This window comes from Enterococcus ureilyticus (assembly GCF_001730315.1).
Classification (GTDB): Bacteria; Bacillota; Bacilli; order Lactobacillales; family Enterococcaceae; genus Enterococcus_L; species Enterococcus_L ureilyticus.
On sequence record NZ_MIKC01000021.1, the window covers coordinates 1 to 14780 of the forward strand.

Below are 14780 nucleotides of genomic sequence, written 5' to 3' on the forward strand. Positions count from 1 at the left end.
AAAAGCAAAATTGACTGGTATGAGTCCGGTTCAATACCGAATTCATACCAGTCGAATGACAGGTTAATCTACGTACAACTTTTAGGGCGCACATCATCCTGTCCCAACCTCTTTTTATTAACTTTCCGCTTTTACAATCGTTTCTTTCCCATCATGAATGATCAAAGCAGTATGACTAGCAACTTTAACACCATCTGCATCATAATCAGTATCAGAGAAATTAGCAAGCACAGATAAGGTATCACCAAATTCAGTTTTTTGAACTAAACGATTATCTGTCAATACTTTAAAACCAGTCATTTCATGTTGTAAAGCTTCTTTTTGGAAAGGTACCCAAATTTTAGCATTTTTTGAAATATCTAGTTTATGTTCCTGCCAAGAAGCTTTGTCTATATGTATCATTGGCGGAGTGTTATACAAATACTCTTTCATGCGACGTTCACCGACTTGATCTTTGATTTTGTAGCTATCCCATTCCCATTGATGAGAAGTAATCACCGAACGGTTGTAAACAAGCTTGTAAAGCGGAAGAGAATAAACAGGATCAGTATAAATCGCTTTGTACTCTTCCTTGATTGGTACGACTTTTTTGTACTTTGTTGGAATACCGCCGTCTAATGTAGCATAACTTCCTACATAGTATTCACTTTCTTTGTTTTCTCGCATATCAGGATCAGACCACATAATGACAGGTGTTTCGATTCCGTGAGCAAAAACCATATCTTTTGAAGCAAAGTCATTCCCACCTTCAGAACCGACAACTAGACCATTTTGATTGAAATAATCCATTCGTTTTAATCGGCCGGCAACATCTTCACTTTGGGTAGTTAAGTGATCAGAACTATAGTCATTATAAATTTCACCAGCAGCATCAGTATCTAAGAACCAAGAATTAAAAGGAATCTTATTCTGCATAATTCCTGTAAACCGTTCTTCGACGTCAGGAAAAATTTGTGTTGGATTAAGTTTGCGTCCTTTGCCTAAGAAACCAGCAACTTTTTCACCATTTTTTTTCGTGACTGTTGCGTTTTCGTATAGGTTTTTATTTGGGAAGGAAGCTGTGTTCCAATCGATGCTAGCTTTTTCTTGAATCGACTGATAAGAATCATAAGGACCAATCAGATAGCCTTGATCAGCTGCTGTTTTGACCATCTCGGGATTCATTAAGCCATTAACCCAGTTTGGCAGACCAATCCAGGCATTTTCAACACCTGAGTCTTTCATCTCTCTAAAGACATCAGATGATGTTGCTCCCCATTGCTCAAGTGGTGGGGTTAGATCACCTAAAATACCAGCTAATAGGTGTTTATTCAAAGTATAGCGTTCCTGTTCACTTAGTTTGTCGATGCCTTTATCAATCAATTTTTGTGCGTCTGCATCCGGGTTTTTGAAAATATCTTTAGTATAAAATTGTGGATAAAGCAGAACATAATTGATGGATGTTAAGAAGGTGTTTTTTTCATAGTTATAGCCTTCATTTTTTTTAAACGCTTCTAAAGCCTTTAAGTATTCCTCAGAACCATCTTCACCATATTGAGTCAACAATTCAGCAATCCACTGGAAAATTGGTTCATCCACCATTTGAGGTAGCTTACCCCATTTAATATCTTCTGTTGTTAAAATGCGGCTGTTCCAGTAATAAATTTGAATCGCACCACGCATTTTTTTAATTTCTGGATTTTCTTTTTCCTTTTCATCAAGTGTCTTGAACTCCCCTAGATCGATTCGATCCCTTTGGTAGGTTTTGGCGATTGCGACAGGATCATTATCGGTAACATAAAGTCGGTAATTCAAGGTTTTATTTTTGTCAAAGCCAATGAAATTATGCTTGGCTTCCAAAGTTAAGTGAGGCTCGGTTTTTGTTAAAAGATCACTGTTAAAAGTGTTATCCATTACAAAGGTTGTAGCAAAAGTTTCTTGATTTGTTGTAAAAAAGCTCATTGAGAAAGCTTCACTTATTGATAATTCTTCATTTTGTTTAAAGTAGGCAAGCCACTCTTTTTGATCATTAGGAATTGTTTTTCCTTCAGCAATCGGTAGTACATAGTTTTCAGCGTCTAATTTAGGCCAGATAAAAGAGATATCTTCAGCGGATAAAGTTGTGAGTGCCACAGCTAGATGATTATTTTCTTTTTTTAATTTGACCTTGATTTGTTCATTCGGATAAGTCCAACTGATCTCTTCTTTGCTTTTCTTTAGGTCAGAGACTTCTTTTGTTTCTTGAGGTTTTGAGACTTCTGCTCTTTCTCCATTTTCAGTAATGGAGACAGTGAAAGTTGCTGGATCGACATCAAAGGAGAAATCAGTTTTAGCATAACTATTGTTTTTTTCGATTTCGTTGTTGACGATCAACTTTTCTGATTTATTTGTTGCAGTAGTTTGGTTGAAATTACATCCAGATAAGGATAGTGTGATTACGGCTAAGCTAAGATAGATAGACATTTTTTTCATAGGTTCCTCCTAATTTAAAAGCTGAGCAGGCTCGTCCTGCTCCGACAGAAAAATAGGGAAGTATGACTGAGGTGTTTTTTGCCTCAAACATAGTTCATCTTTTTTCCGAGGAGCAAGCCTGTGAAGCTAGATAATACAAAAGCTGAGCAGGCTTGTCCTGCTTCGACAGAAAAATAGGGAAGTATGACTGAGGTGTTTTTTGCCTCAAACATAGTTCATCTTTTTTCCGAGGAGCAAGCCTGTGAAGCTAGATAATACAAAAGCTGAGCAGGCTTGTCCTGCTTCGACAGAAAAATAGGGAAGTATGACTGAGGTGTTTTTTGCCTCAAGTATAGTTCATCTTTTTTCCGAGGAGCAAACTTGCTCAACTCAATAGCATATCCAAAGTTTACCAAGCAAGTGTTACAGAAAAATGCCAAAATCTAACATTAAAAAAACAAGCGCAAAATATTACGCTTGTTTTTCCGATTTATAGAAATGTAAAATAAAAATTAATGTCTGATGAACTAATCTAGCTTCGATTGTAAATCCATGTTCCTGCATGATCGATTGAACGATCGATAAGCCTAGTCCTGTGCCAGAAAGGTTTTTATTCCGTGATTTTTCATGGACATAAAAGGCTTCCCAAAGCTTATTTACATCAAAATCCGAATTTAGAGAGGTTTGATTACTGATCGTAAATTCGATAAATTCTTCCGTTTCACGCCAATTGGCTTGGATCTCTTTGTCCGTGGTGTATTTAATACTGTTAGTCAATAAATTATCAAAAACTCTTTTGAGCAAAATCGGATCTGCTTCAATCAATGAAAGAGGAGTATCTGTGTCTGCTTCTAGCAATAAAATGTCTTCTTTTTCCATCGTAGGTTGAAGTTCTGCTACTGTTTGTCTCCAAGTATCTGACAATTGCAACAGGACTTTATTGATTGGCTGTTGCTGTTCTAATTTTGCATAGTCCAACATTTGATCAACGATATCATTCAATCGTTGGGTTTGTTGTAAAATCACCTCAAGATACGTTCCGTCGTCTAAATCATCTTCAATACCAGAGCCATATGCTTTTATCAAAGCAATCGGTGTTTTTAATTCATGGGTCAAGTCTGCTGTAAATTGTTTAAGTTGTTCATTTTTAGCTAATAAATTTTTTTGGTAAGTAGCTAAAGCATAACTCATTTTGTTGATGCTAAGTGCTAATTCACCAATTTCATTGGCTGGAATGTCATCGGTCGTTACAAATGTTAGTCTGGTGATTTCTTCTGCCACTTTTTTTAAGTTGACTAAAGGATCCGTTATTTTCCGAACAGAAATATAAATTAAGACAATAATCAGTCCCAATGTCAGGCTCATAGAAATAAAGTTGAAAGTATTGATCAGATTCGCTGTTTCTGAAAAATTAACAGTAGAAACCCCCACTAAGTAAAAAGTATTATCAATTACTCTCATCTCAACTAAGAAACTGGATTTCTGCTTCCCTTGGTCAAAATTTCGTTGGACAGATTGAGATGTATTTTGTAGTTGATCCAATGTTTCTTGTGTAATCCAAAAGCGATTTAATGCGACCTTTTTTCGATTCAACTCTACATTCAAGGCTTCATTAAAATCATCAAGAGAGGTGCCATCTAAACTTCGTGAGATGATTGTGACTTGATTGTTCTCTTCTAATTCAGCTAGTTGTTGTTCAGATCGGGTATTTTGTTGAATATCTGTCATAACGGAGGTGACTTTATGATCCATTTTAGAAAAATAGTAATAAGGAACAATCAGACTATTGAAAAGAAACATGATGATAAAGCTACCTACAATAATCAGTGAAAAGGTCAATGTGAGTGTTGTACTGATTTTTCTAGTTTTCTTGTTCAATGAGATAGCCCACTCCTCGTTTGGTGGTGATAATCTCATCGCCAATTTTTTCACGAAGCCTTCTAATATGTGTGTCCACAGTTCGTGCTACACCATCATAATCCATACCCCAAACACCGACTAACAATTGTTCTCTTGATAAAATACTGCCACGATTTTTAACCAGCATCATCAGCAAATCAAATTCTTTTTTTGTTAAATCCAATGCTTGTTCCTCTTTCCAAACTTTTAAATTCGCTGGATCGATCAATAAGTCTCTCACATATAATGAACGCGTTAAACCAAGCAATTTTTTGACACGTAATGATAGCACTTGTGGATGAAATGGTTTGGTAATATAGTCATCTGCACCACTAGATAAAGAAAGAAATTCGTCTTCACCAGTTGATTTAGCTGTGAGCATCAAGACCTTTAATGAGCTTTCGGCTTTGATCGTTTTAATGACCTCAATGCCATCAATTTTAGGCATCATCCAATCAATAATAGCTAAATCTAATTTTTTTTGATAAAAAATATCTAAGGCCTCTTCACCATCAAGTGCAGTATAGACTGTAAATCCGTCTTTTTTTAAATAGGCACTAACGATCTTAACCATTTCGGGACTATCATCGGCAACTAAAATAAACATGTTCAAGACTCCTTTTAAAAATCGATTATTCTTTTGGCAGAAAAGTTGATAAATTAGTACAAAATTCAATCAACGTATTGCATAGCAGGTTTAGATAAGAACCGTTCATGATATGCTTTTATTATTTATCATACTTATAAAGTTTAAATTCCTCAATCAATTGAATCAATTTTTCGGCATAGTCTGGATCGGTTGCATAGCCGCCATTTTGCAAAGCAACAGCTGCCTCTTGATAATTTTTACTTGTTTTAATTGCATCATAGGTACCGCCTTTTAAAAATTCCATATGATCGACCATGGATTCTTGGATCGTCTCGTATTTTTTAAACGAATCATCGATCGTGATTCGTTCACCATCAATAAACTCATCCGTGGGCATAATGCTAGATTTTTCATTAAAAGCACCCTTGATCCCAAATAAATTTTTTGCTTCGACCGCTAGTTCACTACGACCCCAGTCAGATTCTAAAATCGCTTGGGCTATGGTAATACTAGCAAATAGATGGGTTTGTTTTTGTAAAAGTTTCGCTTCAGATGCTATTTCATCAATAAAAATCTGCTGATACGCAGTGGCTTCATCTTGGATTGGTTGTTCTTCTTTATTAAAAATAAGGAAAAGACTAGCAAATGAAAGAAGTAGAATCAATAGTAAGGGTAAAATATTTTGTCTTCTTAGAATTCCTTGATTCATGTAATAACCTCTTTTCTTTAAGTGTTACAAACAGTATAGAGGTTAAATGTTACAAAAATATGCCAAAGAAGTTAATATTTGTTTGGCTTTCTTAAGAAATACTTCAGTTTGATTAAGAATATACTTCTTTTTATGGAATGATCGATAAATTTTTTTGAAACAAACTTCTTTACAAGTCTCCCAATATCCTTTATGCTATTTAATGTAAATACCCTATAGGGTATAAAGGAGGAGCAAATGTTTTCATTTTTTAAAGGAAATTCAGTAAGTACAAGCGAACTTCGACAAAAATTAGCAACAAAGCCCGAAGTAATCGATGTTCGAGAAAAGACAGAATTTGCATCTGGACATATATCGGGTGCAAAAAATATACCCCTTAGTAAAATTAATTCTTATGTAAAAAAAGATAAAGAACCAGTCTATGTGATTTGTCAATCTGGAATGAGAAGTCGTCAAGCTGTTAAAAAATTAAAAGCTAGAGGAATCGATGCAATCAACGTTAAAGGCGGTATGAGTGCTTGGCGTGGAGAAGTCAGAGGAGGGACATTATAATGCGAGTAGTGATTATTGGCGGTGTAGCAGGTGGCATGTCAGCTGCGACTAGATTAAGAAGGTTATCTGAAGAGATCGAAATCATCGTTTTAGAAAAAGGCCCCTATGTTTCATTTGCAAACTGTGGATTGCCCTATTATGTATCGGGAGAAATCAGTGAACGTTCAGAATTGATCTTACAAACTCCTGAACAGTTGAAAAAAAGATTTAATATTGATGTTTATGCAGAAACAGAAGCAGTTAAAATCGATCGAAAAAATAAAACAGTTTTAACGAATGCGAATGGTAAAGAGAACACAATCAGTTATGATAAATTGATTCTTTCACCAGGGGCACAACCAGTGATACCGACAATTGAAGGGTTGGCCGAAGCAACAAATATTTATACCTTAAGAAACGTTCCAGATGTCGATAAGATCGTAGCAACTGTCAAAAATGAGCAACCTAAACAAGCCGTTGTGATTGGGGCAGGATTTATTGGTCTAGAAATGGCAGAGAATTTAAGTCACCTTGGCCTTGATGTCACAATCGTAGAAGCAACGCCGCAAATTTTACCACCTTTAGATGAGGAAATGGCCGCCTTTGTTGAAAAAGAATTAAAGGCAAAAGGAATTACTGTCTATACGGAGGCTGGGGCAACGGCATTTAAAGAGGCTGGAAAGAAAATCAAATTAAGTTCAGGTGAAACACTATCAAGTGATTTTACAGTGCTATCGATTGGCGTCAAACCATCTAGCGATCTAGCTGTTGCAGCTGATTTGAAAATAGGCTTACGTGGAGGGATCGTTGTAGATGCAACTTACCAAACGAATGATCCAGATATTTATGCTGTTGGTGATGCAATCGTTGTTAAACAGCAAGTCACAGAAGAAGATGCTCTGATCGCGCTCGCATCTCCTGCAAATCGCCAAGGGCGCCAAGTAGCAGATGTGATCGCAGGCGTTGCTCGGAAAAACCAAGGAAGTATAGGAACTGCAATCGTGCGAGTGTTTGATCTTGCGGCAGCCAGTACTGGTTTAAGTGAACGCCAGTTACGCAATAGTCATCTAGAATTTAAAGCAGTGCATACAACTTCAAAAAGCCATGCGGGGTATTTTCCTGGAAGTTATCCGATTGTGATGAAGTTGCTATTTCATCCTGTATCAGGTAAAATCTATGGCGCACAAGCGATTGGACAAGATGGTGTGGATAAACGAATCGACATCATCGCCACTGCAATCAAAGCAGGTCTGACCGTTATGGATTTGCCAGAGTTAGAATTTACTTATGCACCGCCATTTGGCTCAGCGAAAGATCCTGTAAATATGATGGGTTATGCTGCGACCAATATTGTTGAAGGCTTCTCTGACACTATTCAATATTACGAATTGAAAGAAGCAATAGAAAATGGAGCTTTTTTACTAGATGTGAGGAATCCAGGAGAACTAACGAATAGCGGTGCATTACCTCAAGCTAAAAATATTCCATTGGATGAATTAAGAGAGCATTTAACTGATCTTCCAACGGATAAAGAAATCATTGTAAGTTGTCAAAGTGGGCAACGTAGCTATTTAGCCGAACGAATCTTAAAAAATAATGGCTTTAATGTGAAAAATTTAGATGGTGCTTTTCAACTATATAGTACAATTTACCCTCAGGAGGTTATTAATAATGTATAAATCAATCATGATCGATGAATTTGAACAAGTAGAAAAAAGAAATCAATTAGCTATCATAGATGTGCGTGAGGAAGACGAGTATCTTTCAGGACACATTAAAGGGGCAAAAAATTTGCCATTAAGCACGTTGCAAGAAACAGCTGAATCATTGGATAAAACGCAACCTTATTATATTATTTGCCAAGCTGGCGGACGTTCACAAATGGCGAGTGAATATGTTGCTTCATTAGGGTATGACGCTACAAATGTGCTGGGTGGTATGTCCGCCTGGAGAGGGGATGTTGTGGATGGCTTGTGATCCTAAACTAGCGAATCGTTTGAAACGTTCAGAAGGACAAATTCGAGGGATTTTAAAAATGATGGATGAAGGAAAAGATTGCCGGGAAGTTGTGACCCAATTGATGGCAGTTCGCTCTAGTATAGACAAAGTGATTGGGCTGGTGGTGACGGAAAATTTGAAACAATGTATGGAGGATAAAGACATTGACCTGACGGGTGAAGAATTGGCAAAAGCACTGGAGATGATCGTCAAAACGAGATGATTTTTACTATTGAATCACTTAGATGAAATACTATCAAGGATGCGTCATTGAAAATAGCTAAGAGGGACAGTAGGCGAATCGGCTTAATTGTCCCTCTTAGTTAATGAAAATCTTCAAAAAATGATTTTTCTCGCTGTCTATTTAAATTTTAAGGTCGTAATCAAAGGATAGTGATCGGATAAATCTGTTTTGATTACGTCGACATCTGTGATTTCAAAATTTTTAGAAACAATAATGTTATCTAAAAATTTTACTGCCATACTCGTCTCTAAAGAAGCTCTTGTAACATCTTTTTCTGCCATCGTTTCCAACCAGACACCGTTATGTCCATTAGAAATTTGGTAATCTTTAGAGAAAATATTGAGTTCATTAATACCATGATCGGTATTAAAGTCACCAACTAAAATTTTATATTCTGTAGGGTCCTCATCTAAAACTTTTTTTAGTTGTTCTAATTGTTTCGTTCGCACCTCAAATGACTCAACGCTTAAATGGGTAGAATAAAAGGCAATTTTTTTCTTATCTTTTTCAAAAATGGCCCGAGAATAAGAACGCGGTTCCAAGGCTCCTTTTGTGACTAAACCACCTTCTCCCCAAATATCCATCAAACAATCTGAGCTTGTTTTATCCTTATAGTCAAAATGTTTGTAGATCTCATAAAATTGTTTTTGTTCAGCTCCAGGAGCTTCTTTCATACCGTATAATTCGACAACTTTCGTCTCTTTTAAAGGATATTTAGAAACGATACCATTACCATAACCACCGCCACCAAATTCAATAGACTGTCCAAAGAAAGAATCTTTATAGGGTCCTTTTGTAAAATCAGTGAAGGGATCATAGTTGGCTCTTTGTTCGTAACGAATTGTATTTTTGTCTACTTCTTGGATGCCAAAAATCTCAACATCTTTATCTGAAAGTAGCTTTCTTTGGTCATTCACATCATTGTCTGGGGCTTTAATATCAATGTTAAATGTTCCGACAATTAGTTCCTCTTTCTCTTGGTGACCGGTTTCACTTGTATTTTGTTTACTAGGCGTTGTGTTTGAACAACCCATCATCATAGTAGCAACAATACTAAACAATAAATAACCTTTTTTTCTCATTTTTTTTCTCCTTTTAGCGTTATTTCGTTACTAAAAAACAGTTGGATAATTGTCTTCTTATACAAAAAATCCGAAATTACTCAAATAAATGAGTAATTTCGGTTTAGCTTGTCAGTAAAAACAATAACTATCCAAAGAAATAAGTAACTAATGATAGTATATATCTAGAGGAAGAAAAAGTAAACTTAAAGTATTTTATTTTGTATATTGATTAGCTTGTTAAAAATTTTATTCCAGTTCTACTTCTTCTGAATTTATTGTGATAGGCACTTTCTTTTTTAATAGCCAACCGGTTTTTTCTAATTCATTTAAAGAAATAGAAACTCTAGATTGAGATGTCCGACAAAACTTTGATAAAATTTCTTGTGTGACAAATGTCGGCAGTTCGATTTGCTCTGTTTCTGTCAACTGTCCGATATGATTACTTAAATAGCTTAGAGCTTGTTTGATTCGGGCTGCAGTTGGCAAATGTAAGAACTCAAAGTAGCTATAATGTCGTTGAAAAATATCGGCAAAATTAGTCAACAGCAACTCATAATAGTTTGGCACTTCATTTAATGTATTTAAGAGAATCGTTTTCGGGATACTAAAAATAGTGGCCTCTTCACTAATAACTCGAACGGAGTGAGTTTTTTGTTTAAACGTAGAAAAACTATCTAACCCAAAAAAATCATTTTGAAAAATGAAAGATGAGATATAGCGTTTGTCATCGTTCAATATTTCGACACAGATTACCCCTGAAACAACGTAATACAAGGTTTTGGCTTTATCATATTCATCGATGATCAAATTGCTTTTTACATAGTGTTTTTCTGTCCAGTCAAAGGGTCTCTTTTTTTTCAAGTAGTTGATCAAGCGCGTATTTTCTTTATATAATTCGATAAGTCATGGCTCCTTATTTTAAAAGCTGAACGAGTAGCTCAGTCAGTTAGAGAATTCATAGTCAGTGGAAAAAGTATAGCATAATTTTTAGGGGGAATAAAAGTGTGTATCGTTGATTTAGCTAAATTATACCAAAGTCAGAGCAATTTATATCATTGATATAAATTGTTTTTTTTGTTTCCTCTAAAATAAGGTTTACCAGCTAACTGTATGGCTTGTGCAGTACAGTATCTATCTAAGAAAGGGAGGATGCAGGTGAATTATGACGGCAACAGACCTATTTATCAACAAATCATCGAACAGGTTGAACAATGGATTGTTAACGGTCATTGGCAGCAAAATGAAAAAGTACCGTCTGTCAGACAATTAGCAGAAGATTTAGCAGTAAATCCAACCACAGTTCAACGAGCGTACAGTATTTTAGAACAAGAAGAAATATTGATCAGTCAGAGAGGAATTGGGAAATTCGTGACACATAATGTTGGTAAAATTACAGATCTACGCTTTCGATTGATTGAGGCACACTTGACAGCGTTTATTATTCAATTACAAAAGTTTGAGTTAACACAAAGTGAACGAGACCATATCATTGAACGGATTGTGAGGACTGCAAATGAATAAATTACAGGTAAAAAATGGTAGCAAACGATACAAAAAAACTATTTTTCAAGAGCTGTCTTTTACGTTAGAAAACGGTCAAATTCTAGGAATTCTCGGGAAAAATGGAACTGGCAAAACAACATTATTAGACTGTATTTCAGGGCAACGGAAAATAAGCTCCGGGACGATTCTCTATAATGACCAAATACAAAGCAGTCCAGCATTTAAAACAAATATAGCTTATGTTTCAACAATTGATTATTTTGAAGCTACCGAAACCGTTCGGCAAATTCTGCTGGAGTATACGATCTTATTTCCTGGTTTTCATTTAGAAAAAGCAATGGAGCAATTAGAAATTTGGCATATTTCTCCAAAACAAAAGTGGCAGGAACTTTCTGAAGGCACCAAAGTCAAAGTGAAAATAGCTTGTGAATATGGCAAAGAAACAAGCATTTTCCTATTAGATGAACCATTTGCTTACTTGGATTATTCATCACGGATTCAAGTGAAACAGTTGTTGAGAAAAGCCAGTGGAGAAAATAAATTAATTATTGTTTCGACGAATTTTATTGAAGAGATGGATACATTATTTACGGATGTGTTATTCATGAATCCCAATCGATTCTGCGAAGTGATCGATTTAGAAGATTTACGCGAACGCAAAAGTATGTCGCTGAAAGAAATCTATGAGGAGGAAGCTGATGATACGTTTATTTAATTTTTACCATGAAAAAAGCAAAAAATTCTTTTTAAGTAGCCTATTGTTGATTTTGACCAGCTATTTTGCTAAATATGTTTTTCAACTAACTATGCCAGAATCTCAATGGAATCGTTTGCCGATCATTCTTTCAGTTATTGCAGCAATCGTTTTGACTTGGCGGATCAATCAACTGGATATTCAGTCAAATCACCGCACATTAGCCAGTACGGTTACTCAATCGACCTTTGAAAAGATGGTTGCAAAATATTTATTGTCCTATCTGCAAGTGATTTTAATTGGTGGAGTAAATCTTATTTTTAATTTTTCAACAATCTCTTTGAACCTGAGTGAGTTAGTACTTTTAGCTTTAGAATTAGCGGTTTACCTTGCGGGTATAATCAGTTACTTAGTGTTATTTAGAGGGGGTGTAGCAAAACTATGGCTGCCAAATTTCTCAAAAACGTTTGTCATAGCCATTGGGTGGGGCTTGGTCGTACTTTTGAATGATATTGCGCGTTACTATTTTCCTCAAAGTGTGACGATTGCTTTGCCAATCAATCATGGAAAGTTTTATCCAAGTACGTTTATTTTAAATGCATGCTTGTCAGCAACGTTCGTATTTGTTTATTTATGGTTAGAAAGAAATCAAACGAACGATGATCGATAACAAATCAGACCCTGTTTTACATGAAATCATAGCAATAACCAAAGCGATGGATTTCGCCCTGATTTTAGGAACAAGTGGTAGTGGCAAGACAATTTTATGGAAGAAATCTATATTATGTTCCTATCTAACGTTATTTCAATTACTTTTGCCTATTTGATTCAATTTTTAGCAAATCCGCTGATCGAATCAAGGATTGGTTTTAAAGAAGTCATTCAAATAGCACCACTTAACGCTTTAGCTACATTAGGAATCACTGCTGTATTAGGAATTATTTTTGCACTATATCCAGCAGCCAAAGCAGCCAAACTGGACCCAATCACTGCCTTACGCTACGAATAAAAACGAAAGAAGGAAGAAAAATGAAAAAATTATGGAAGAATAAACTGGTTAGATATGGAGTGATCAGTGTGGTGTTACTTATTCTTGGAGCCGCTGGATTTTTAGGCTACTACCGCATGGCAAGAGTTCAAGGTGTTATTTCAAGTTATGAGATCAACGAAGCGTTAAAAGAAAAAGCAAATTCGTATAAAGCTGTTATCTACACACAAGATCGTGCCTTTAAAAATGAAGTAATCAATGAACTTAAAAAAAATCTAGTTGATGAAAATATTTACTTAAAAGTCGAGCCTGTCGAAGATCTTGGTGAAAGTAAAATCGAAGAATGGGATAAAGTGATTTTACTATCCACCGTTCAATCAAGCGATCCTCCAAAAGCAGTTTTAGATTATATCAACAAGCACAAAAATGAAGAAAAATTAAGTATATATTTGACAGCCGATTCAGGCACTTGGTCAAAAGACCCTGGATATCTGGATGTTACAACTGCTGCGTCTAAAACGGAAAATATCACTGTATTTAGTCGGAGAATCAGAGAATTTTTATTAAATTAATAAAAAATGAAATGAAGAAATTACCGCTTTTCGCTCTAGAATTGTCCAATTAAGTGCAACACTTCTTTTTCTAATTTAATTTTTCTGATAAGATAAATAAGAAAATACTTTATCAAAAAATGATAAGAAGAAGTGATTGACATTAATTTTTGTTTGAAAAGCTCATATCATGTCGCCGTACCTACAGCTTTTTCATGCTGAAGAGTTGAATGTAAAAGCAACGCTGGATCACATAGTTTATCTTCGAAATATTGGAATAAGATCTGTTTTAGTTTGTGGATCTACAGGAGAACAACACAGTCTTACTCTTGAAGAAAAAATTCTATATAAGTAGAAGAAAAAAACTGGGGAAAAGTTCTGATTTTCTTTTGGATACTTTTTAACCTGTTACTTATAGTTAGTTTGGTGTTGATTTGGATTTATTACTTATAAAAATACGGTTTATGGGACAAGAAAGAAAGGGATTATTCATGTTATTATCTGAAAAACTTAGGAAGGTTAGTTTCATTGAGATTGATGATCCTGTAGAATATTTTGATCAGTTGGCTAGTGAAGCGACTGAAATGGAATCAATAATAAGCATACACTAGATCCTTGTTGAACAATTTGGGGCAGAATGTCGTTGAAGTTACGATAAAGAATTACTAACAAGATAAATGACGGTTTTCGGGTCAATAAAGGTTGTAAGACAAATTATCTTTACAAGCTTTTCATAAGGTATTGTATTGGTTAGTAAATAATACAGTGGTATAATAAAATCAAAAAGGAGAGTTTAGCATGAGTGAGCGATTTCCAGATGTCGATTGGTGGTGTGATAATTGTGACAAACAATTGAACATACAGAATAATTTTGATGATTACAAGTTTGTATGGAAATGTACGGAATGCGGATATAAAAATAGTATTTCAAAAGACAATGTTTTTGATGAAGATGATGAACCAAAAGGTTTCTTCAAAAATCTATTTAAATAGTACTAAAAGGAGTGTGCTATGGGGAAACAGTGGGGGCATGGCTTTCATACTGGAAAGAAAAAAGGGCGTCAAGAAGCGTCTATATTTTTCGGGGCTATTAGTTTAACCTATATGATTACAAAAAAGGGTATGAGTATCTTGAAAAAAATATCCTGAAAAAATTTCAATAGTAAAGAGAAAAAGTAACTATTTTAAGAATAAGAAATATTAGCAGTTATTTACTTAGTATTAATATGTAAAAGGTAAAGACAACAAGAAATTAGTTGTCTTTTATTTATAATCAAGAAAGTGTCAAATATGAGTATAGTCAAAGTTTCCACAATAGAACTCTGAATTAAAGCCTTCTCCATTGTATGATTTAAGTGCGAAATTTCTATTTTTTACAATTTGAATTAATTAGCATGTTTTTACGATTATAGCAAGAACGTCGATATGTCTATTTTCATTCTATAATGTCAAAGAGTCTTCCCTTTTTAGTTGTAATAATTTGAACTAATGATAGCAAACTGTATTTTACAAAAGGAAGGCTATAGTTGTTTATTAATAGCACAACCAGTGTAGCAGGGGCGTGTCAGCTTCATTCAGCC

Annotated in this window: 17 protein-coding genes and 1 pseudogene; 12 read left to right on the top strand and 6 right to left on the bottom strand. The window is 35.1% G+C overall.

The window, feature by feature from the left end:
- Nucleotides 1-117: 117 nt before the first annotated feature.
- From BCR24_RS08985 to BCR24_RS09000, 4 genes are all read right to left on the bottom strand, one after another.
- Nucleotides 118-2451 (bottom strand): glycoside hydrolase, encoded by a 2334-nt coding sequence (locus BCR24_RS08985; RefSeq protein WP_069640217.1) that lies wholly within the window; start codon nucleotides 2449-2451, stop codon nucleotides 118-120.
- A gap of 450 nt (nucleotides 2452-2901) precedes the next feature.
- A complete protein-coding gene (locus BCR24_RS08990) occupies nucleotides 2902-4308 on the bottom strand; it encodes a sensor histidine kinase (RefSeq protein ID WP_069640218.1) in 1407 nt (468 codons plus the stop codon).
- Entirely contained in the window at nucleotides 4292-4936 is a 645-nt protein-coding gene (locus tag BCR24_RS08995) for a response regulator transcription factor (protein WP_069640219.1), read from the bottom strand. Before BCR24_RS08995 ends, BCR24_RS08990 begins: the two co-directional genes overlap by 17 nt.
- Before the next feature lie 121 nt (nucleotides 4937-5057).
- Entirely contained in the window at nucleotides 5058-5627 is a 570-nt protein-coding gene (locus BCR24_RS09000) for a glycoside hydrolase family 73 protein (RefSeq protein ID WP_069640220.1), read from the bottom strand.
- A 237-nt stretch (nucleotides 5628-5864) separates the two neighbouring features.
- Between BCR24_RS09000 and BCR24_RS09005 the strand changes: the two genes are divergently transcribed.
- From BCR24_RS09005 to BCR24_RS09020, 4 genes are read left to right on the top strand one after another with little or no spacing between them, the layout of a single operon-like run.
- Entirely contained in the window at nucleotides 5865-6179 is a 315-nt protein-coding gene (locus BCR24_RS09005; RefSeq protein WP_069640221.1) for a rhodanese-like domain-containing protein, read from the top strand.
- Nucleotides 6179-7837: an FAD-dependent oxidoreductase gene (locus BCR24_RS09010; RefSeq protein ID WP_069640222.1), complete on the top strand. Its 1659-nt coding sequence runs from the start codon at nucleotides 6179-6181 to the stop codon at nucleotides 7835-7837. The genes BCR24_RS09005 and BCR24_RS09010 overlap by 1 nt, the downstream gene beginning before the upstream one ends.
- Nucleotides 7830-8135 (top strand): rhodanese-like domain-containing protein, encoded by a 306-nt coding sequence (locus tag BCR24_RS09015; protein WP_069640223.1) that lies wholly within the window; start codon nucleotides 7830-7832, stop codon nucleotides 8133-8135. The genes BCR24_RS09010 and BCR24_RS09015 overlap by 8 nt, the downstream gene beginning before the upstream one ends.
- Nucleotides 8125-8379 (top strand): metal-sensitive transcriptional regulator, encoded by a 255-nt coding sequence (locus BCR24_RS09020; protein WP_069640224.1) that lies wholly within the window; start codon nucleotides 8125-8127, stop codon nucleotides 8377-8379. The genes BCR24_RS09015 and BCR24_RS09020 overlap by 11 nt, the downstream gene beginning before the upstream one ends.
- Nucleotides 8380-8516: 137 nt before the next feature.
- Here the strand turns inward: BCR24_RS09020 and BCR24_RS09025 are convergent, their stop codons facing one another.
- Both BCR24_RS09025 and BCR24_RS09030 read right to left on the bottom strand, forming a co-directional pair.
- Nucleotides 8517-9482, bottom strand: coding sequence for an endonuclease/exonuclease/phosphatase family protein (locus BCR24_RS09025; RefSeq protein ID WP_069640225.1), 966 nt, complete (start codon nucleotides 9480-9482; stop codon nucleotides 8517-8519).
- Between the two features lie 228 nt (nucleotides 9483-9710).
- Nucleotides 9711-10325 (bottom strand): Crp/Fnr family transcriptional regulator, encoded by a 615-nt coding sequence (locus tag BCR24_RS09030; protein ID WP_239574278.1) that lies wholly within the window; start codon nucleotides 10323-10325, stop codon nucleotides 9711-9713.
- Nucleotides 10326-10613: 288 nt separating this feature from the next.
- Between BCR24_RS09030 and BCR24_RS09035 the strand changes: the two genes are divergently transcribed.
- The 8 genes and pseudogenes from BCR24_RS09035 (at nucleotide 10614) to BCR24_RS16870 (ending at nucleotide 14349) form a co-directional block, all read left to right on the top strand.
- The gene (locus BCR24_RS09035) at nucleotides 10614-10985 is read left to right on the top strand and encodes a GntR family transcriptional regulator (RefSeq protein ID WP_083244365.1); all 372 of its coding nucleotides are present in this window, start codon (nucleotides 10614-10616) and stop codon (nucleotides 10983-10985) included.
- A complete protein-coding gene (locus BCR24_RS09040) occupies nucleotides 10978-11682 on the top strand; it encodes an ATP-binding cassette domain-containing protein (RefSeq protein WP_069640228.1) in 705 nt (234 codons plus the stop codon). The genes BCR24_RS09035 and BCR24_RS09040 overlap by 8 nt, the downstream gene beginning before the upstream one ends.
- The gene (locus BCR24_RS09045) at nucleotides 11666-12331 is read left to right on the top strand and encodes a hypothetical protein (RefSeq protein ID WP_069640229.1); all 666 of its coding nucleotides are present in this window, start codon (nucleotides 11666-11668) and stop codon (nucleotides 12329-12331) included. The genes BCR24_RS09040 and BCR24_RS09045 overlap by 17 nt, the downstream gene beginning before the upstream one ends.
- 96 nt (nucleotides 12332-12427) lie before the next feature.
- Nucleotides 12428-12670, top strand: coding sequence for an ABC transporter permease (locus BCR24_RS09050; RefSeq protein WP_069640230.1), 243 nt, complete (start codon nucleotides 12428-12430; stop codon nucleotides 12668-12670).
- A gap of 20 nt (nucleotides 12671-12690) precedes the next feature.
- Nucleotides 12691-13221 (top strand): hypothetical protein, encoded by a 531-nt coding sequence (locus BCR24_RS09055; RefSeq protein ID WP_069640231.1) that lies wholly within the window; start codon nucleotides 12691-12693, stop codon nucleotides 13219-13221.
- A 153-nt stretch (nucleotides 13222-13374) separates the two neighbouring features.
- Nucleotides 13375-13540: pseudogene (locus BCR24_RS17105) on the top strand (dihydrodipicolinate synthase family protein); the annotation flags it as partial.
- 458 nt (nucleotides 13541-13998) lie between these two features.
- The gene (locus BCR24_RS09060; RefSeq protein WP_069640232.1) at nucleotides 13999-14193 is read left to right on the top strand and encodes a Sec23/Sec24 zinc finger-containing protein; all 195 of its coding nucleotides are present in this window, start codon (nucleotides 13999-14001) and stop codon (nucleotides 14191-14193) included.
- Nucleotides 14194-14211: 18 nt separating this feature from the next.
- The gene (locus tag BCR24_RS16870; RefSeq protein WP_157804688.1) at nucleotides 14212-14349 is read left to right on the top strand and encodes a hypothetical protein; all 138 of its coding nucleotides are present in this window, start codon (nucleotides 14212-14214) and stop codon (nucleotides 14347-14349) included.
- The last annotated feature ends 431 nt before the right edge of the window (nucleotides 14350-14780 follow it).

Excerpts from the sequence above, each read along its gene's own strand:
- BCR24_RS09005 (WP_069640221.1), top strand. The coding sequence starts at position 5,865 with ATGTTTTCATTTTTTAAAGGAAATTCAGTAAGTACAAGCGAACTTCGA.
- BCR24_RS09060 (WP_069640232.1), top strand. The coding sequence starts at position 13,999 with ATGAGTGAGCGATTTCCAGATGTCGATTGGTGGTGTGATAATTGTGAC.
- BCR24_RS09025 (WP_069640225.1), bottom strand. The coding sequence starts at position 9,482 with ATGAGAAAAAAAGGTTATTTATTGTTTAGTATTGTTGCTACTATGATG.
- BCR24_RS16870 (WP_157804688.1), top strand. The coding sequence starts at position 14,212 with ATGGGGAAACAGTGGGGGCATGGCTTTCATACTGGAAAGAAAAAAGGG.
- BCR24_RS09055 (WP_069640231.1), top strand. The coding sequence starts at position 12,691 with ATGAAAAAATTATGGAAGAATAAACTGGTTAGATATGGAGTGATCAGT.
- BCR24_RS09000 (WP_069640220.1), bottom strand. The coding sequence starts at position 5,627 with ATGAATCAAGGAATTCTAAGAAGACAAAATATTTTACCCTTACTATTG.
- BCR24_RS09020 (WP_069640224.1), top strand. The coding sequence starts at position 8,125 with ATGGCTTGTGATCCTAAACTAGCGAATCGTTTGAAACGTTCAGAAGGA.
- BCR24_RS09015 (WP_069640223.1), top strand. The coding sequence starts at position 7,830 with ATGTATAAATCAATCATGATCGATGAATTTGAACAAGTAGAAAAAAGA.
- BCR24_RS08995 (WP_069640219.1), bottom strand. The coding sequence starts at position 4,936 with ATGTTTATTTTAGTTGCCGATGATAGTCCCGAAATGGTTAAGATCGTT.
- BCR24_RS09045 (WP_069640229.1), top strand. The coding sequence starts at position 11,666 with ATGATACGTTTATTTAATTTTTACCATGAAAAAAGCAAAAAATTCTTT.
- BCR24_RS09010 (WP_069640222.1), top strand. The coding sequence starts at position 6,179 with ATGCGAGTAGTGATTATTGGCGGTGTAGCAGGTGGCATGTCAGCTGCG.
- BCR24_RS09035 (WP_083244365.1), top strand. The coding sequence starts at position 10,614 with ATGCAGGTGAATTATGACGGCAACAGACCTATTTATCAACAAATCATC.
- BCR24_RS09040 (WP_069640228.1), top strand. The coding sequence starts at position 10,978 with ATGAATAAATTACAGGTAAAAAATGGTAGCAAACGATACAAAAAAACT.
- BCR24_RS09050 (WP_069640230.1), top strand. The coding sequence starts at position 12,428 with ATGGAAGAAATCTATATTATGTTCCTATCTAACGTTATTTCAATTACT.
- BCR24_RS08985 (WP_069640217.1), bottom strand. The coding sequence starts at position 2,451 with ATGAAAAAAATGTCTATCTATCTTAGCTTAGCCGTAATCACACTATCC.